The 18536-nt window shown below is 72.2% G+C and carries 13 protein-coding genes; all 13 read right to left on the bottom strand.

The window, feature by feature from the left end:
• The 13 genes from ACTWP8_RS12110 to malQ all read right to left on the bottom strand — a co-directional run bounded on the left by ACTWP8_RS12110 (position 1) and on the right by malQ (position 18513).
• Positions 1-2691: a tetratricopeptide repeat protein gene (locus tag ACTWP8_RS12110; protein WP_443322142.1), complete on the bottom strand. Its 2691-nt coding sequence runs from the start codon at positions 2689-2691 to the stop codon at positions 1-3.
• Positions 2688-4070 (bottom strand): hypothetical protein, encoded by a 1383-nt coding sequence (locus ACTWP8_RS12105; RefSeq protein ID WP_443322141.1) that lies wholly within the window; start codon positions 4068-4070, stop codon positions 2688-2690. The genes ACTWP8_RS12110 and ACTWP8_RS12105 overlap by 4 nt, the downstream gene beginning before the upstream one ends.
• 91 nt (positions 4071-4161) lie before the next feature.
• Positions 4162-5100 carry a glutamate ABC transporter substrate-binding protein gene (locus tag ACTWP8_RS12100; RefSeq protein WP_443322140.1) on the bottom strand — a complete coding sequence of 313 codons (939 nt, stop codon included), beginning with the start codon at positions 5098-5100 and terminating at the stop codon, positions 4162-4164.
• A 137-nt stretch (positions 5101-5237) separates the two neighbouring features.
• Complete coding sequence (locus ACTWP8_RS12095) at positions 5238-6701, bottom strand: hypothetical protein (protein ID WP_443322139.1); 1464 nt, start codon at positions 6699-6701, stop codon at positions 5238-5240.
• A 379-nt stretch (positions 6702-7080) separates the two neighbouring features.
• Complete coding sequence (locus ACTWP8_RS12090) at positions 7081-8250, bottom strand: acyltransferase family protein (RefSeq protein ID WP_443322138.1); 1170 nt, start codon at positions 8248-8250, stop codon at positions 7081-7083.
• 342 nt (positions 8251-8592) lie between these two features.
• Positions 8593-9582, bottom strand: a complete 990-nt coding sequence (locus ACTWP8_RS12085) for an N-acetylglucosamine kinase (RefSeq protein WP_443322137.1) — start codon at positions 9580-9582, stop codon at positions 8593-8595.
• A complete protein-coding gene (locus ACTWP8_RS12080) occupies positions 9573-10838 on the bottom strand; it encodes a 6-phospho-beta-glucosidase (RefSeq protein WP_443322136.1) in 1266 nt (421 codons plus the stop codon). Before ACTWP8_RS12080 ends, ACTWP8_RS12085 begins: the two co-directional genes overlap by 10 nt.
• Positions 10839-10847: 9 nt before the next feature.
• Positions 10848-11744 carry a carbohydrate ABC transporter permease gene (locus ACTWP8_RS12075; protein ID WP_443322135.1) on the bottom strand — a complete coding sequence of 299 codons (897 nt, stop codon included), beginning with the start codon at positions 11742-11744 and terminating at the stop codon, positions 10848-10850.
• A gap of 2 nt (positions 11745-11746) precedes the next feature.
• On the bottom strand, positions 11747-12715 hold the full coding sequence (locus ACTWP8_RS12070; protein ID WP_443322134.1) for a carbohydrate ABC transporter permease: 969 nt from the start codon (positions 12713-12715) through the stop codon (positions 11747-11749).
• 7 nt (positions 12716-12722) lie between these two features.
• Positions 12723-14060, bottom strand: a complete 1338-nt coding sequence (locus tag ACTWP8_RS12065) for an ABC transporter substrate-binding protein (RefSeq protein ID WP_443322133.1) — start codon at positions 14058-14060, stop codon at positions 12723-12725.
• A 62-nt stretch (positions 14061-14122) separates the two neighbouring features.
• Positions 14123-15439, bottom strand: a complete 1317-nt coding sequence (locus ACTWP8_RS12060; protein WP_443322132.1) for an ROK family transcriptional regulator — start codon at positions 15437-15439, stop codon at positions 14123-14125.
• Positions 15440-15705: 266 nt separating this feature from the next.
• A complete protein-coding gene (locus ACTWP8_RS12055; protein ID WP_443322131.1) occupies positions 15706-15939 on the bottom strand; it encodes a hypothetical protein in 234 nt (77 codons plus the stop codon).
• Between the two features lie 63 nt (positions 15940-16002).
• Positions 16003-18513 (bottom strand): 4-alpha-glucanotransferase, encoded by a 2511-nt coding sequence (gene malQ / locus ACTWP8_RS12050; RefSeq protein WP_443322130.1) that lies wholly within the window; start codon positions 18511-18513, stop codon positions 16003-16005.
• Between the last annotated feature and the right edge of the window lie 23 nt (positions 18514-18536).

Here is an 18536-nt window from a genome sequence, read left to right as displayed (position 1 = left end):
TCACACCCACGTCCGGGGACGGAAGCGGTTGGCCCGCTCCACCAGTTCGATCCTCTCCTCGCCGCGCTGCGCGAGCCGCGCCAGAACGCGGTACGAGCGCTCCAGGCCGAAGCGCAGGCCCCGCTCGTCCAGGCGGCTGCCGAGCAGCACGGGCTGTCCCTCGGCCCCGGCCGCGGAACCGACACCGGCACCGGCCGCGGGCCCGGCGACGGACACCGCCCCGGGACCCGTACCGACCCCGGCAACGGCACCCGTACCGGCCAACGCGCCCGCCGCCGGGGCGCCGTGTCTGCCCGAGACCACCCAGTCCAGCGCGCAGCCCAGCACCTCCGCCGACAGCCGCTCGCGCCGCACCGCGTCCAGGCCGAAGTCCTGGAGCCGCTCGACCTGTCCGGCCGCGGCCGTGAGGTCGTCGAGCAGCGGGTCGTGGGCGGCGCGCTGCCGGAGCCGGGCGCGTACGGCCGCGATGCGGGCCGCCGTGTAGTGGATCGACGCCTCCGGTACGGACTCCAGGGCCTGCACCGCGCCCGTACGGTCGCCTGCCGCGAGCCGTACCCGGGCGAGCCCGAAGGCGGCGCTCACATAGCTCGGGTCGGCCGTCCAGACGAGGCGGTAGTACTCGGCGGCGTTGTCCAGCTGGCCCAGCACCTCGGCGCAGATCCCGAGCGCGAGCTTCGGGGCGGGCTCACCGGGGAACGCGTCGTAGACGGCGTCGAACGAGAGGGCCGCTGTCTCGTGGTCGCCGGTCACCAGCGAGGCGACCCCGCGGTACCAGACGACGCGCCAGTCGTCCGGGTGGTACGCCTCCAGCTGCGCCAACGACTCGGCGGCCGCGGCCAGTTCGCCCCTCTCGAGGCGGGCGCGCAGCTCGCGCAGCCGCAGCTCCACGGAGTCGGCGGGCGCGCTGCGCAGGGCGGCCAGCAGCTCCCCGGGCGCGGAGGCCATCAGACCGGCCAGGAATCCGGCGTTCGGGTCGCGGGCGTCGACGCGCGGCACGGGCAGCGCCAGCGCGGTCCCGCGCAGATCGAGCGGGGCGAGGCCGGGGCGACTGCCACCGCCTCCGGCCGCGTGCGCGTACCCGGCCGCGTGCCCGTACCCGCCCGCCTGCGCCCAACCGGCCGCAGGGGAGTGCGACTGCGGCGCGGGCAGGCCAGGGTTCTGGACCGGGCCCGCGTCCTCGTCGGCGAACAACTCCGTGTCCGTCACGCGGAGTTCCGGTCCGAAGAGCGTGGACAGCGCAGGCCGCGGCCGCCCCGTCTGGAGCGCGACGACCTCCCGCAGCACGCCGGTCAGCTGCTCCGACATCTCCTCCGCCGAGGCGAACCGCCGCCCTGGATCGGGATCCGTCGCCCGCACCAGCAAGCGGTAGAACGACTCGTAGCGGCGGAAGACCTCGATGTTGTCGGGGTCGGGCAGGCTGTCCGCGTAGACGTTGGTGTAGCCCTGGAAGTCAAAGGTCAGGACGGCCAGGGTGCGCGCCACGGTGTAGAGGTCGGAGGCGACGGACGGGCCGATGTCCGCGACCTCCGGCGCCTGGTAGCCGACCGTGCCGTAGATCGCGCTCTCGTCGTCGTCCATCCTGCGGACCGCGCCCATGTCGATGAGCTTGAGCTGATCCTGCTGCTGGATGGCGTTGTCCACCTTGAAGTCGCAGTACAGCAGGTTCCTGCTGTGCAGGTGGCCGAGCGCCTCGAGCGCCTCCAGGCCGTAGGCGCACGCCTGCTCCACCGGGAGCGGATCGCGCCTGCCGTCCGGCGCCCGCCGCTCGTTGGCGATGTCCTTGAGCGACTTGCCGCCGACGTACTCCATCACGATGTAGCCGTCGAGGCTGCCCGTGCGCTGGTCGAGGTGCTCGACGAAGTTGTAGATCCGCACGATGTTGGAGTGCTCGATCTCGGCGAGGAAGCGCCGCTCGGAGACGGCCGCGGCGAGCGCGTCCTCGTCGCCGGTGTCCAGCAGGCCCTTCAGTACGACCCACCGGTTGGACACCGCCCTGTCCACGGCGAGATAGATCCAGCCGAGGCCGCCGTGCGCGAGGCAGCCCGCCACCTCGTACTGCCCGTGCACGATGTCGCCGGGGCGCAGCTTCGGGACGAACGAGTACGGGTGCCCGCACTTGGTGCAGAAGCCCTCCGTGCGGCCGGGCCGCCCGCCGCGCGCCCGGCCGACCGGCGCTCCGCAGTCGCCGCGGCTGCAGAATCGCTTCCGCTCCGGGACCTCGGGGTGGTCCAGGACCGCCGTCCGGGGGTCGGGGCGTGGCACCTCCGGCACCGAGACCAGCCCCGCTCCCAGCCTGTTGCGGCCCGACGCCGAGCCTGCGGAGCCGGAGCTGCGCACCGACACGGACCGGGACCCGGCCCGGCCCGACAGCCGCCCCGACACCGAGCGGCGGGACGAGGAGGAGCGGGACGACCGTGAACTGCCGGATGACGAAGCGCCGGGGGGCGAAGCGCCCGACGAGGGGCCGGAGTTCGACGGGCCGGAGTTCGACGGGCCGGACTTGGACCGGCCGGACGAGCTGCCGCGCGGCCCGCCCGCGCCCGTGACGCCGGTGGGCGAGGAGCCCACCATCCCGTCGGCGGACACGACAGGCGCGAGACCGCACGTATCGCAGTACAGCTCCCCGCCGCCGACGTCCTCGTACGACCCGGGGCACCCCGGCCGCTGGCACGTGCCCGTGCTCGTCGTCATGAGCCCCCCTCATCCTCCGCGCGCCGGTCCTCCGCACCGGGCGCTCCCGCCTGCCGCGGCACCAGGACCTCAGCCGCCGCCTGCTGGAAGCGCAGCACCGCGGCCTCCGCGGCGCGCAGATCGCACGGCGCGCTCCACAGCATCCGGCGCGCCAGGTCGTACCGCTCCATCAGCAGCGGGTCCTCCGCCATGCCGTGCCGGGCGACCTTCGCCTTGTACGCGTCGAGCCTGCCGCGCAGTTCGGCCCGTACCGCCAGCGGCGCGGTCACCGCGGTCAGCGATTCACGGGCCCGTATCAACTCGTCCTCGGCCCGCTCCTCCAGGCTGTCGAGCAGCGGTGAGAGCCGGTGCCACTGGGCGCGCCTGCGGTAGTCCGCCGCGGTCGCCAGCTGCTCGTGCAGCGCGGTCGGCGGGCCGCTCACCGCGGGCACCTCGGAGGCGGCGATCTTCGCCAGCACCTCGCCGCGGGCCTGGCGCGCCTCGGTGAGCGTACGGTCGGCCCTGGACAGCAGATCCCGCAGGTGCAGCAGCCGCCGCTCCGCGTCCTGCCGGACGGCGAGCACCGCCTCGATCTCGCGCCGTACGTCCTCCAGGGCGCGGGCCTCCCGGTCGTAGCGGGAGGTGTCGGGGCGGCCGCCGCCGGGCGCCGAACTGCCCGACGCCGCCGGGCTCCAGAAGGCCAGCGGGTCGGAGACCACCTCGGCGCGCAGCGCCGTGAGCCCGGCGGTGATCCGCTCCAGGTCGTCGCCCGCCGGGTGCTCACCCGGGCGTACGCCGACGGAGTGCGCCAGTGATCGGGTGCGCTGCAGCTCGGCGGAGAGCAGGTCTATCCGGGCGGGCAGCGCGGACCAGATGGCGTCCGCGGCCACGACCACGTCCAGGGCCTGTGCGTACCAGGCGTTCATCCGCTCGACCAGCTCCTCCAGGCTCAACTGCTCGCTGAGCCTGGCCGGTCCTGTGAGGGTGGGGGGCAGCTCGGAGGCGGCGGGGCCCACCGGCGCGGCGGTGGCGCTGCCGGGGATCGTGACGCTGGGGCCGCGCAGCAGCTCGGTCAGCTCGACGAGCTCCTCGCGGCCCGGCCAGCGCCGCTTGGCGCGCAGCCCGCGCGCCTCCCGCAGGGCTTCGGTGTACACCTCGAAGTGGGTCCACAGAAGGGAGATGACCTGTTCGGTGGATGCCCAGCGGCGCTTGGTGGTGCCGGTGAGATCGGCCCCCTCGAGAAGTCTGCGCCCCGCGTGGTCCTGGAGCGCGAGCAGCGAGGTCTCGATCGCCTCGTGCTCGGCGCCGAGCCTGGCCAGCGCACGGTCCACCTCCTCCCGGTCCATGACCGGACCGTGGGGTTTCCCCGCGGAGCTGGGGACGGGTCCCGGGACCCCCATCGATCACCTCTCCTGTTCTGTCCGGTTCCTGTTCTGTCCGGTTCCTGTTCCGGGCTGGTCTGCTTCCGGGCTGGTCTGCTGGTCTGCGGGGTCAGTTGGTGCGGTACTTCGGCGCCGGTGGTCCTGTAATGCCCTTGAGGTCCGCCGCGAGCCAGCGCTCGTACGCCGTCATCCACGCCCCGCTCTCGCGATAGTCCTCCAGGACTTTGTTCACCCGGCGTACCAGGTCCTCATCCTCCAGGTTCATCGCCACGCCGTAGGGCTCTTCCGTGAACGGCTCACCCACCAGTGTCACGGACGGGTCCTGGGCCGCCTGCCCGGCCGCGAGCGCGTTGTCCGTGATCACCGCGTCGACCTCGCCGAGCTGCAGCCGTACCAGGCAGTCGAGTTGGTTGGGCACGGTCGTGACCTTCGCGCCGCGCGAGCGCTTCTTCAGCTCCGCTTCGCCGGTCGAACCGGCCGCCGTGCAGACCCGCTTGCCGCGCAGTGTGTCGTTGAAGGCCGTGACGGACGAGCCCTTGGGGACGAGGACCTGCTGTCCGGCCTGGAAGTAGGCGGTGGAGAAGGCGACCTGCTCGATGCGGTCGCAGTTGATGGTCATCGTCCGGGCGATGATGTCCACCTTGCGCTGTTGCAGGGCCGGGATGCGCTGGTCGGTGGGGATGGCGCGGTAGACGACCTTGGCGTCGGCGCCCAGGATGTCCTCGGCGATGGCCGTGACGAGGTCGATGTCGAAGCCCTCGAGCTTGCCGGTCGCCGGGTTCCGGTAGCCCCAGCGGTAGCTGTTCTGGTCGACTCCGGCGATCAGATAGCCGCGCTTCTTGATTCTGCCGACGGCGGGGCCGTCGGCGCCCGAGGGGCGCAGGCCGGCCTCCGGGTCCTCGCACTTCTCGTCCTTCTCGTCGGTGGCGGACTGCGCCTGGGCCGCGCCCGGCCGGTACGGGTGACCGGCGGGCAGTTTCACGGTCAGCTCCGCCTTGTGCTGTGCCAGCGGCAGCAGGGTGGCGGCCAGTGCGCACGCCAGGGCCATCCCTGCGACGCCTCCCCAGCCCCGCAGTCTGCCCAGCGCCGCCCTTGCGGGTCGCGCAGGTCCCGCAGATCCCGCCGGTCGCGTCGGCCCCGCCGGTTCTGTGGGCCCTGCCGGTCCGTGTCGCACGACGCCTCCCCTCACCGGTACTCCGACAGCCTGCGGCCTATGCCCAGCACGCCGCCCACCGCCCCCAGCAGGGCCAGGACCGCGGCGCCTGCCGGAAGCCCGGCGAGCGCGCCCCGCCCGTCGTCCGCGGCGCGCCTGAACTCCCGCTGCTCGTGCGCCAGCGCCGTCTCCAGGCTCGCGTCGACCTCGTCGAACTGCTTGCCCGTGGTCTCGCCGCCGCTGCCGATGACCTTCTTCAGCGCCTCCTCGTACTCCCCGTTCTCATCGGTCGCGCGGGCCTCCCGGTGGAGCTTCCGCCAGTCCCGCACAGCGTCAACGCCGGTGCGGACCGGATGAGTTCCCTCGCGGTCGTCGGCGAGGAGGGCGGCGTTCCCCAGGAGGGTCCCGCGGCCGGCGCCGTTGTCGTCCCCGGCCAGTTCGTCCATGGCGGAGCCGTAGCCCGTCTCGTAGAAGTCCTCGCCGTCGTCGTTGAGGACAGCGCCGCGTGCGACCAGCGTGAGGCTCTCGTCGCCGCGCGCCTGAAGCGAGGTGATCCGCGCCTCGTTGAGTACCCGCAGCGACCTCGCCCCGTCCTCGTACGAGGTGTTGAGGCCCGACCAGGCCACGGCGTGCGCGGTCGCCAGCCAGAGCAGCACCACCGCAGAAGCGGCGGTGGCCCCGAGCAGGCCGGGGTTGAACACCCGGTTCGTACGGCGGTAGTCGCGGCGCTGCGCCCAGACCAGGGCGCCGAGCGCGAGGCCGCCCGCGCCGAGCGCGAGCCACGGCCAGGACTTGGCGTCGTCGTAGTCGGAGCCGAGCCGCTCGGTCTCGGCGTCGTACAGCGCGCGGGCGGCGGGCAGAAGCCGACTGCGCATACAGTCGTTGGCGTAGCGCAGATAGGCGCCGCCGAGCGGCAGGCCCTGGAGGCCGTTGGCGCGCGCCTGCTCGATCAGGCCGGTGTAGACGGGCAGCTGCTCGTTGAGCGTGCGCACATGCCGGCCGGCGGACGCCGAGCTTTCGCTGTTGGCCGCGGCCTTCACCAGCAGGGCGGACGCGGTCTCGATGTCCCGCTCGTACCGCTCCCGCACCCCGCGCGGCCACTGGCCGCCCGCCAGGAAGCCGGCCGCGGCGGTGGTGTCGGCGTCCGCGAGTGAGCGGTAGATGCTGGCGGCGTCGGCGCTGAGCCGCTGGCTACGGTTCACCACGTCGTCCGCCGCGCTCGCCCGGTCCGACACCTGCCAGGCCGTCACCGCGCCGAACGTGACGACCAGCGCGGCCAGTACGGCTCCGATGATCCGCAGCCGTCCGGGCTCGGTCGTCGCCCCGGCCCGGAGCCGGTCGACACTCTCGGCCCACGCGGTCCTCCGCGCGGGGGTGTGCGCGGACGCGGATGCGGCCGCCGAAGCGGACGTTGCTGTGGGGGCGGAGGCCGGAGCGGGCGCCGACGGCGGGGCCGGCGGCTGTGGCGGCGCGGTGCCCGCCGGCGGGTGTGACACGGGACCTCCCCCTCGGTCGCTGACGATGGCCCGTCGCCCGGTGCGGCGGAGGACAGCTACTTCAGCTACGTGGCTGTACAGCCACATGGCCAGAAGTATGGCCGCGGGGGCGGGCATCCACACCGGGAATGACTCGATCTTGTTCGGATCGGGATCGAGATCCTGCGCGGGATCGCGACCGGACGTCCTGAGCTGAGCGGTTTCCCGGGCGTGGCCCCCGACGGGCATGACGTGTTCGGTGTCCGTTCGGTTCCACCACGTATCGGAAAGCGGCCTGGCCGGCCGCGTTGGGCCAGAACGGTGGATCTGGCCTGGGTTCCGTATCCCAGTGCGAGGAGCGTCGGGTCGTCCAGAATCATGAGCTGCGGACCCGACGCGCTCAGCGTCCCCGCAGGGCCCCGCGGGCCGCCTGTGCGGCCATCGTGGATCGCATCCATGCGCCCAGCGGGCGTTCGACCGCCCGGTGAATTCCCCAGGCCAGGGCGAGCATCGAGGCAGCCGTCAGCGGCAGGGTCCAGGCCGGGGGGATGCCGAGCAGCTGGTGGAGCAGGTAGATCGAGGCCCATCCCAGGTGCTCGTGGATCAGGTAGAACGGGTACGTCAGCGCCCCGGCGGTCGTCAGCCAGCGCCAGCGGGCCCAGGACAGACGGCCAGTGGCCACCAGGACGAGGGTGGCGATTCCACAGGTGAGTACGGCCGCGATGATGAGCGGTTCGCGGGGCAGGAAGCCGTTGGAGTCGGCCAGCGCGCGGATGACGAAGGCGTTGCCCAGCGCCCAGTTGACGCCGATGATGCCCCAGAGCGTCAGGTCGCCGCCGTAGCGGTGGATCAGGTACAGCGCGAGTCCCGTGATGAAGTACGGGGCGAAGGTGGGCTGGACGATCTGGCCGAGCAGCGGGTGCGGCGCGGCCTGGGCGATCACGGTGGCGATCGTCCAGCCGCAGCAGAACGTCACCACGCGCCGGTAGCTCGTGCCCTTCCACACCACGAAGAGGGCGAACAGCAGATAGAAGCGGGCTTCGGCCCACAGCGTCCAGCAGACGCCCAGGATCCTCGGTGAGCCGGCCGGCTGCTGCAGCATCGTCAGGTTGACGACGAAGTCGGTGACGCTCGGCGGGTGATCGACCTGCGGGGCCAGGGCGAAGACGCCGCCGACGAGGATCAGCGCCGCCCAGTAGGCGGGATACAGCCGCACCACCCGGGAGCGGAAGAAGGCCCCGACCGTACGGCCCCAGCAGCTCATACAGATCACGAAACCGCTGATGGCGAAGAAGATCTCGACCCCGAGGTTGCCGTAGAGCGCCGCCCACGACAGATGGGGGAAGAGGTCTCGGGGCGACGAACCCCAGGCGGTTTCCACCGCTCCGCCGCGGCCCGCGTAGTGGAAGAGACAGACCATCAACGCTGCCAGCAGGCGTAGCCCGTCGAGTTCGCGCAGGCGGCCGGCGCCGGCCGGAGGCGATGCGCCCGCTGCGCGCGGGAGTTCCGCAGCCGCGGCCGGAGACGATGTGGAGGGGTTGGACAGGGGCAGCAGTTGTGATGACTTCACACGTACTCCGGAGACGGGTGCTCGCGGCAGGGGCGGTCGCCGTCCGGCCCTGCGTTCCACCAGTCTTCAGCCTCGGCGCGGTCCCCGGCATGACCTCGAGGTGGAATGTGCGAAAACAAAGGTCGTCCGGCTGCGGGCCTGATTGCCGGGCGTGTCTCCCTGATGACGGAACCAGGGCGCTTCCGCGCGGCACCGGCCGCTTCGGTGTGCGGCCGGACACCTCCGTGATGCTCGCCGCCATCGACGACGGACTTCGGTAGGTCGCTGTGTGGGCATCCTCCCCCATAGCCTGAACGGCATGGGGGCCCATCCCCCTGCGCAACGGCTGCCCACACACCGGCGTCAGGCGCCCATGTAGTGCGTCCGCAAGCGCGCATGTGCCTCGCCCGGCGCACCCGTGCCGTCCAGGCCCAGAAGGGCCGCGCCCAGCACCGGTGGGGCGGTGACCACCTGGGGGACCGCCTTCGGAGCGCGGGTGGCGAGCAGCTCCGCGATGCGGTCGTGCAGCAGCGGGTGCCGGGCGGCCAGGACGCTGCCGCCGAGCAGTACGGGCGCCTCCTCGTCGAGCAGGTCGAGCCGGGTCAGGGCGACCGTCGCCAGGGCCACGACCTCCTCCGCCTGGCGGTGCACGATCGACCGGGCGACCGCGTCGCCCGCCGCCGCCGTCTCGAACAGCACCGGCGTGAGCTCGTGCTTGCGCCGCCCCGGCACCTGCCCCAGGTGGAGCGCCTCGATCAGCGCGTACATGGTGGTGAGCCCGAAGTGCGCGGGCAGCGTCCAGGCGAGTTCCGTCGGCTCTCCGCGGCCGTCCTCCGCCCGGGCCGCGTACCAGAGGGCCTCCTCCGCGAGGCTCGCGCCGCCTCCCCAGTCGCCGGAGATCCGGCCGATGGCGGGGAAGCGGGAGGTACGGCCGTCGGGGAGCATGCCGACGCAGTTGATGCCCGCGCCGCAGACGACGGCCACGCCGCGCGGCTCGTCGACGCCCGCGCGCAGGACCGCGAAGGTGTCGTTGCGCACGTCGGTCGTGACGGCCCAGCCCCGCGCGTGCAGGGTCTCCCTCAACCGCTGTTCCTCCACCGCGAGATCGGCGTTGGCGAGGCAGGCCGAGGTGTACGACGTGAATGGGTCGCCGCCGATGGCGATGCCCGCCTCCGTCGTCGCCCGGCGAACCGTCTCCGCCAGCGCGTCCACCGCCGCCTCGACCCCCACCGACGGCGGGCTGAAGCCGCCGCCGCGCGCGGTGCCGAGGACGCGGCCGTCGGCGCCGACCAGTGCCACGTCGGTCTTGCTGTTGCCCGCGTCGATCGCGAGCACGGAAGCGGTCAGGCCCACGCGAGGTGCTCCCGGTTGTGCGCGACGAGTCGGTCGGTGAGCGCGTCCGCGAGACCGTACTGGCCGATCAGGGGGTGGGCGAGGAGCGCCTTGAAGACCCGGTCGCGCCCGCCGCGCAGGGCCGCCTCGAGCGCCAGGTCCTCGTACGCCGTAACGCATCCGATCAACCCGGCGTAGAGCGGGTCGAGTTCGGGCACCGGGAGCGGCTCGGGACCCTCGGACGTGATACGCGCCTGGACCTCGATCACCGCGTCGTCGGCGAGGAACGGCAGCGTGCCGTTGTTGTACGCGTTGACGACCTGCACCGCGCTCCCCCTGTTCCCCAGCAGCGAAGCCGCCAGGTCCACCGCCGCCTCCGAGTAGAACGCCCCGCCGCGCCTGGCCAGCAGCGCGGGCTTCTCGTCGAGCGCCGGGTCCCCGTACAGCTCGAGGAGCTGCCGCTCCATCTCCGCCACCTCCGCCGCCCGCGACGGCCTGGTCCGCAGCTCCTCCACCACCTCGTCGTGCGCGTAGAAGTAGCGCAGGTAGTACGAAGGGACGACGCCGAGCCGGTCGAGTACGGCGCGCGGCAGGCGCAGGTCGTCGGCGATCGCGTCGCCGTGCTCGGCGAGCAGCTTCGGCAGCAGGTCCTCGCCCTCCGGGCCGCCGAGCCGTACGCCCCGCTCCCAGGTGAGGTGGTTGAGCCCGATGTGGTCGAGGTGCACGTCCTCGGGGCGTACGTCGAGCAGCTTCGCGAACCGTCGCTGGAAGCCGATCGCGACATTGCACAGCCCGACGGCCCGGTGCCCGGCCTGAAGCAGCGCGCGGGTGACGATGCCGACCGGGTTGGTGAAGTCGATGATCCAGGCGTCCGGGTTCGTACGGCGCACCCGCTCGGCAATGTCCAGGACGACCGGGACGGTGCGCAGCGCCTTGGCGAGGCCGCCCGCGCCGGTCGTCTCCTGCCCGACGCAGCCGCACTCGAGCGGCCATGTCTCGTCCTGCTCGCGCGCGGCCTGCCCGCCGACGCGCAGTTGGAGGAGTACGGCGTCGGCGCCGTCCACGCCCGCGTCCACGTCGGAGGTGGTGACGATCCGTCCGCCGTGGCCCTGTCTGGCGAAGATCCGCCGCGCGAGCCCGCCCACCAGCTCAAGACGCTCCTCCGCCGGGTCGACGAGGACCAGCTCAGTGAGGGGGAGCGTGTCCCGCAGCCGTGCGAAACCGTCGATCAACTCCGGTGTATAGGTGGATCCGCCACCCACTACAGCGAGCTTCATAGCGTGAGGTCAGCCCTTCACTCCGGTCAGCGTGACGCCCTCGACGAATGCCTTCTGGGCGAAGAAGAAGACGACGATGACGGGCGCCATGACCAGCACGGTCGCGGCCATCGTCAGGTTCCAGTCGGTGTGGTGCGCCCCCTTGAAGGACTCGAGGCCGTAACTGAGCGTCCAGGCGGCCTTGTTCTCCGATGCGTAGATCTGGGGGCCGAAGTAGTCGTTCCAGGCGTAGAAGAACTGGAACAGCGCCACGGCCGCGATGCCCGGCTTCGCCATCGGCAGCACGATCCTGAGCAGCGTGCGGAACTCACCGCAGCCGTCGACCCGGGCCGAGTCCAGGTATTCGTTCGGGATGGTCAGCAGGAACTGGCGCAGCAGGAAGATGGAGAACGCATCCCCGAACGCCATCGGAATGATCAGCGGCCACAGCGTCCCGGAGAGCCCGAGCTGCTTCGCCCAGAACAGGTACATCGGGATGATGACGACCTGCGGCGGCAGCATCATCATCGAGATGACCAGCATCAGGGAGAGATTGCGGCCGCGGAAGCGGAACTTGGCGAGCGCGTACGCGACGGGGATCGACGAGAGCACGGTCAGCACCGTGCCGAGCCCGGCGTACAGCAGGGTGTTGCGCCACCAGGTCAGGAAGCCCGGCGTGTTCCACACCTGCGCGTAGTTGTCCCACTCCCAGGTGTGCGGCCACAGATCGCGGGTGAGTGCCTGCTGGTCGCTCATCACCGAGGTCAGGAAGACGAAGACGAACGGCAGCACGAAGAAGAGCGCGGTGGCGACCCCGAGTGCGTGCACCGCGATCCAGTGGAGCAGGACCTTGCGGCGCGCGGTGCGGGCGGCCGGGGTGGCCGATGGGGTGGCCGGCGTCGTGGGGGCGGTGAGGACTTGGGCCATGGTCAGTCACCTGCCTGGACGAGGCCGCCGCGGCGGCGCATCAGCAGCGCGGTGAAGGCCATGGCGAGAGCGAACAGCACCAGCGCGATCACACAGGCGGAGCCGTAGTCGAAGCGCTGGAAGCCGAGGTTGTAGACGAGCTGGGGGAGGGTGAGCGTGGACTTGTCGGGGTAGCCCGGCTCGAACTGCTGGCCGGAGCCGCCGATGATGCCGGAGGCGACCTTCCCCGCCACCAGCGGCTGCGTGTAGTACTGCATCGTCTGGATCACGCCGGTGACCACGGCGAACATCACGATGGGGGAGATGTTCGGCAGGGTGACGTACCGGAAGCGGTGCCAGGCGGACGCGCCGTCCAGCTCGGCCGCCTCGTACTGCTCCCCGGGTACGTCGAGCAGCGCGGCCATGAAGATCACCATCAGGTCGCCGACGCCCCAGAGGGCGAGCGCGGTGAGCGCGGGCTTGGACCAGGCGGCGTCGGTGAACCAGCCGGGGGCCGGCAGGCCGAGGTCGGCGAGCATCGAATTGACCGGTCCCGTACCGGGGTTGAGGAGAAAGACGAAGGCCAGCGTCGCGGCCACCGGCGGGGCGAGGTAGGGCAGGTAGAAGAGGGTTCTGAAGACCCCGGCGCCTGTCTTGATCTTGGTGATCAGCAGCCCGACGCCGAGCCCGAAGACGACCCGGCAGGTGACCATGACGAGCACCAGCCACAGGGTGTTCTGCAGGGCGGGCCAGAACAGCCGGTAGTCGCTGAAGACATAGCTCCAGTTGTCCAGGCCGTTGAAAGCGGGCGCCCGGAAGCCGTCGTACTTCATGAAGGAGAAGTAGACGGTGGAGATCAGCGGATAGGCAAAGAAGACGCTGAAGCCGATCAGCCAGGGCGACATGAAGGCCGCAGTACGCAGTGCCGATTTTCTGCGCTTCGCGCCAAGGGCACTGCGCGTGCGTTTTGCCCGCAGGGTGTGCGTGGTCATCGGCGTTCTACTTCTGCTTCGCGATGTCCGTGTCGATCTGCTGGGCGGTCCTCTTCAGACCGGCCTTGAGATCCTTCTGCTTTCCGCTCTCGTAGGCGTAGCCGAAGTCCTGGAGCGTGACCTGGTACGCGCCGCCGTCGGCCTGCGCCGGGGTGGTGTTCGACTCCGGGTGCTGAGCGATCTCGATGAAGGTCCGGAACTCCGGCTCGATCTTCAGCTTCGGTGACTTCAGCGCCTCGAGCGTGGAAGGCACGTTGTGGATCGCGTTGGAGAACGCCACGACGGCGTCGGTGTCCGTGGTCATGTATTCGACCAGCTCCCAGGCCGCGTTCTGCTTCTTGCTGGTGGCGGCGATGCCCATGATCGTGCCGGACAGGTAGCCCTTGCCGTAGTCGGCGGCCTGGTCGTCCGGGACGGGCAGCGGCGCGGTACCGATCTCGAACGTCGCGCCCGCGTCCTTGGCCATGCCGAGCCGCCACTCGCCGTCGAGCTGCATGGCGACCTGGCCGGTGTGGAAGGGGTGCTTGGCGCCCCACTCGTCACCGAAGGTGTTGAAGTACTTCGTCAGCTTCTCGAAGCCACCGAGCCTGCCGATGAGGTCCTTCTGGAAGGTGAACATCTTCGCGAAGGCGGGGTCTTTGGCGATGTTGGACTTGCCGTCCTCGTCGAAGTACTCCGGGCCCCACTGGGCGACGTAATGGCCGGGAGTGGTCTCGTATCCGTGGAAGATCGGCATGAAGCCGAGCTGCTCGTACGAGTCGCCTTTCGCTCTGGTCAGCTTGACCGCGGCCTTCTCGAACTCGGACCAGGTCTTCGGCGGGGCCTTGATACCGGCCTTCTCGAAGGCGTCCTTGTTGTAGTAGAGGCCGTACGCGTCGTTGAGGAGCGGCAGCGTGCACTGGTTCCCGTCGAACTGCGTGTACTGCCGCAGCGCCTCCGGGAAGACCTTCGCCGGGTCGATATCCGACTTCTCCAGGAACGGCTTCAGGTCGACGAAGGCGCCGGAGGTGCAGAAATTTCCGACGCTGTCGGTGGTGAAGGAGGAGACGACGTCCGGGGCGTTGGCGCCGCCGGCCCGCAGCGCCTGGTTGATCTTGTCGTCCGTGATGTTCGAGGTGACCTTGACCTTGATGTTCGGGTGGGCCTTCTCGAAGCGGGCGACGTTCTCCTGAATGGCCTTCACCTCGCTGGGGGCGCTCCAGCCATGCCAGAAGTTGATGGTCGTCTCGGCCTTGGGGTCGTCGCTCGCGGCGGTGCCGCTCTGGCCCGTACAGGCCGTGGCGAGGAGGGACAGGGCGGCGGTCGCCGCGAGGGCCGCTGCGGTGGCCGTACGTGTTCCGGACATGACGGTGTCTCCCAGGGGTTCGTGGGACGAAAGGGAGGTGCTGGGGTGGAACGGTGGGCGGGTCAGCGGGAGGTGTCGAATACCTCGTCGCGAGTGGTGGCGAGGGCGCTCTGCAACGCGCCGCAGAGGACAGGGCGTTCCTGCACGTCGCCGAGGACGAGGTGCGGGCGGGGCACGGCGAGTTCGGCCAGTTCGGCCTGGACCAGCTCGCGCAGGGGCTCTCCGCCGGCGGCGATCACCCCGCCGGAGAGGACGATGAGTTCGGGGTCGAGCACGGCGACCAGCGAGGCGAGTCCGGTCGCGAGTCCGGTCGCGAAGCGCTGCAGCAACTCGCGCTCCCGGCCGGGGTCTTGGGGCCACTGCCCGGCCGCTTCGGCGGCCTCGGCAGGTGCGGTGACTTCTGCGGGTGCGGTGACTTCTGCGGTCGTCGCCGCTTTCGCAGCCTCCGCCGCCCGCGAAAGGAGTTCTGCCGCGACCTCCTTGTGCGGTCCCTCCGGCACGTCGAGGCCCAGCTCGCGGGCGATCACCCGTACGGCCTGGGCGCCCGCCAGCTCCTGGAATCCGCCGCTGTTGGCCTTGGCGACCTGCCGTACGAGCGGGGTGCCGGGCACCGGCAGGAAGCCGACCTCGCCTGCGCCGCCGGTCCAGCCCCGGTGCAGCCGTCCGCCGATGACGATCGCGGCGCCGAGCCCCTCCTCGTTCCAGAACAGCACGAAGTCGTCGTGGCCCCGGGCGGCGCCGAGCCGCTGCTCGGCGACCGCGGCCAGATTCACGTCGTTGTCGTACTCCAGCGGCATCGGCAGGGCGGCGGCGAGGTCGTCGAGGAGCGTGGCGGAGTGCCAGCCGGGCAGGTGGCTGGCGTAGCGCAGCCGGCCGGTGCTGGGGTCGAAGGCGCCGGGGGTGCCGATGACGATCCGGTGCAGGTCGGCCCGGGTCAGCCCGGCCACCTTGACCGCGCCGTCCAGGGCCTCGACCACCTGGCGTACGGCGCCCCGGGCGTGGCGGCCCGGAGTGATCAGCTCGTACGAGCCGACGGTGCGGCCGGTGATGTCGGCGACCGCGGTGAGGATGCGGTCGGGGGTGACGTCGAGCGCGGCGACGTGCGCAGCGGCCGGATTCACTGCGTACAGCTGGGCGTTCGGCCCCGGGCGGCCCTCGCTCGTGCCGGTGGCGACTACGAGCCCGGCCGACTCCAGCCGGGCCAGCAGCTGAGAGGCGGTCGGCTTGGAGAGTCCGGTGAGCTTGCCGATGCGGGAGCGGGAGAGGGGGCCGTGCTCCAGCAGCAGATCGAGGGCGGCGCGGTCGTTCATCGCCCGCAGCACCCGTGGCGTACCCGGCGTCGTGCCTCCCGGCGTTGTGCTCCCCGGTGTCACAGCCATGCGCATACCCCCAGCTGGTGCTGCACTGTTAGGAAAGTTTCCTATTGCTGGGAGGAAAGGTAGGCCGCGGTGAGAGCGGGCGTCAATGGTCCCCGCGGAGACGGCTGAAGCGTTACCGGCGGGAAACGGCGTGAAAGGACGGGGAGCGCGGCGGGGAAGCGGCGGGCAGCGCGACGAGGGCGCCGCCCTCGCCTCGTACTCGTATGGGTACGTACGGCGGGGCGGCGCCCTCGTCGGTCAGGTGATGCGGGGTGCTGCGCGGGAGTTCAGCTCTGCTGGCCGGACTTCTTCTCGCCCATGACCACCAGGCCGGCGATCACCACGAAGAGCAGGAGCGGCAGCCCGACGAAGAGGCCCAGCGTCTGGACGACGCTCAGGCCGGAACCCGGGTCGTCACCGTCGTCGCGGGTGACCGCGAGCGCGGGGGACGACATCAGCAGCATCATCAGCGTCGAACCGGCGGCGACGGCTCCGGTGCGCAGGGCGTTCTTCTTGTCCACAGCCTCACCGTAGCGGGCGCCCTGGCGGCCCGCGCGCCCGGGGTGCCCTCTATGGCCGCTCCGTTACGGCTGCTCCGTCGCCGGGCACGGCGGCGGGAGGCGTTCGGCGAGTTCCGACATCAGGGCGCGCAGGCGCGGAGAGGCCGCGAGCTGCTCCAGCGTGACGGGCTGCCCATCCGCGTCGGCGATGGGCAGCCGCCAGTTCGGGTACTGGTCCCAGGTCCCCGGCAGGTTCTGCGGCCGCCGGTCCCCGACGGTGTCGGGCAGCCAGACGCCGACCATCCGGGCCGGTGTGCCGGCGAGGAAGCGGTAGACCGCCTTGATGGAGCTTTCCTCGTCCTCGGCGCCCTCGGGCAGCAGGCCGAGCCGCCCGAGGAGCGCCAGCCACTCGGCGACCTCGACGGCGTCCTCGGCCTGCTCCTGCGCGAGCGGGCGAGTGAGCAGGCCGAGCCGGTGGCGCAGCTCGACGTGCTCGCCGGTGAGCCGGGCGGCGGTGCTCGGCAGATCGTGCGTGGTGGCGGTGGCCAGACACCCGGCCCGCCACGCCTCGGGCCCCAACGGCCGCGCCCGCCCGGAACGCTCCGCGCCCCGGCCGCCCGCACCGCCCCCTGGGCTGCCGCCCCCTGGGCTGCCGCCCGCGGCAGCGTCCTCGGCGGCGGGCGGGTCGGCGGTCTCGGCGGCGGGCGGGTCGGCGGTCTCGGCGGCGGGCGGGTCGCTTGGTCCATCGGCGGGCGGGTCGTCCGGCAGCGCCGCCGACTCGTAGTCGCGCTCGAACCACAGCACCGACGTGCCCAGCACCCCCCGTCCCGCCAGGGCGTCCCGCACGCCCGGTTCGACCGTGCCGAGGTCCTCTCCGATGACGACCGCGCCCGCGCGGTGCGCCTCCAGGGCGAGCACGCCCAGCATCGCCTCCGCGTCGTAGCGGACATACGTCCCCTGGGTCGGCTCGCGGCCCTCCGGGACCCACCACAGCCGGAACAGGCCCATCACATGGTCGATGCGCAGCGCGCCCGCATGCCGCAGCAGGCCCCGCAGCAGGTCGCGGTACGGCCCGTAGCCCGCGGCCGCCAGGGCGTCCGGGCGCCACGGTGGCAGGCCCCAGTCCTGGCCGCGGGAGTTGAAGGCGTCCGGGGGCGCGCCAATGGACATTCCCGCGGCGAAGGCGTCCCGCTGCGCCCAGGCGTCGGCGCCGCCCGGGTGCACGCCGACCGCCAGGTCGTGGACGAGCCCGATGCCCATCCCCGCGTCACGCGCGGCCCGTTGCGCGGCGGCCAGCTGGCCGTCGGTCAGCCAGGCGAGCCAGCAGTGGAAGTCGACGCGGTCCAGGAGCTCGCGGCGCGCCCGCTCCGTACGGGCCGAGCGCGGGTCGCGCAGGCCGCTCGGCCAGGCGTGCCAGTCGGAGCCGTGGACCTCGGCGAGCGCGCACCACGTGGCGTGATCGTCCAGGGCCCGGCCCTGTTCGGCGAGGAAGTCGCAGTACGCGGCGCGGCGGCCGGGGCTCAGCGGGACCCCGCGCACCAGCTCCAGGGCCTCCCGCTTGAGCCGCCACACCGCGTCCCGGTCGATCAGCGCCCCCTTGTGGAGGACGCCGTCGCGCAACTCGGTGGCCTGCTCCGCGAGTTCTGCGGCCCGCGCCCGGGCCGGTCCGGTCAGGTGCGCGTACTCGGGCACGTCCTCGACGCGCAGATGCACCGGGTCGGGAAAGCGCCGGGAGGACGGGCGGTACGGGGACGGGTCGGTCGGCTCTGTCCCGTTCCCCGGCACGGCCGCGTGCAGCGGGTTGAGCTGGACGAATCCGGCGCCCAGCGATCTGCAGGACCAGGCCGCGAGATCCGCCAGGTCGCCGAGGTCGCCCATGCCCCAGGAACGGGCCGACAGGAGGGAATAGAGCTGGACCAGGAAGCCGTAGCTGCGCCCCGGAGGCTCGGGCATCCGGTCGGGCGCGACGATGAGGGTGGCGCGGGCGGAGCGGCCGTCGGGGGCCAGGGCGCGCAACGTGTGGGTGCCGAGCGGGAGTTGACCCGCGGCGCCGGAGGCCGAGGAGGCCGAGGAGGCCGAGGGAGCCGTGGGGGCGGAGGCGGCCCAGGCGGATGCGGTGCGCCCCGGGGCGGGGTTGCCGCGGAAGAACGCGGAGCCGTCCCAGGGGAGGCTGTCGCCGCTCTCGGTGTCGACGTGCAGCAGGGTGCCCTCGGGGAGGGCCGGTACGGGCGCGTACCGCAGGACGCCCTGCACTCGGGCGACGTCGCGCGGGTGCGCGCTGCCCGCGCTGCCGCGGGCCGGCGGCCCGGCTGGTACGGCGCTTTGGGGGGCCGGTGGGACGGCGGCGCCGTGCGCGGGTGCGGCGGCCGGAGCGGGCGGTCTCCGCAGGACCACGGTGTCGGGCAGCAGGCGGTTCGCTTCCCAGTGCGCGTGCTCGTCGAGTGCCGCGCGTACCGCGCGCGGTGTGGACGCGTCGACGCCCAGCGCGGCGAGCACGGCGACGACGGTGTCTTCGGGCACTTCGACCGTACGGCCGGGGGCGGGCTCGTACGAAGTGGCAACTCCGTGCAGGGTGGCGAGCCGCGCTCGGCCCATCTAGACCTCCATGGACTCCGTGC

Source organism: Streptomyces sp. 7N604, from assembly GCF_052245475.1.
GTDB lineage: Bacteria > Actinomycetota > Actinomycetes > Streptomycetales > Streptomycetaceae > Streptomyces.
Note: the sequence above shows the minus strand (reverse complement) of the source record. Positions and strands in the feature narration are given on the sequence as shown.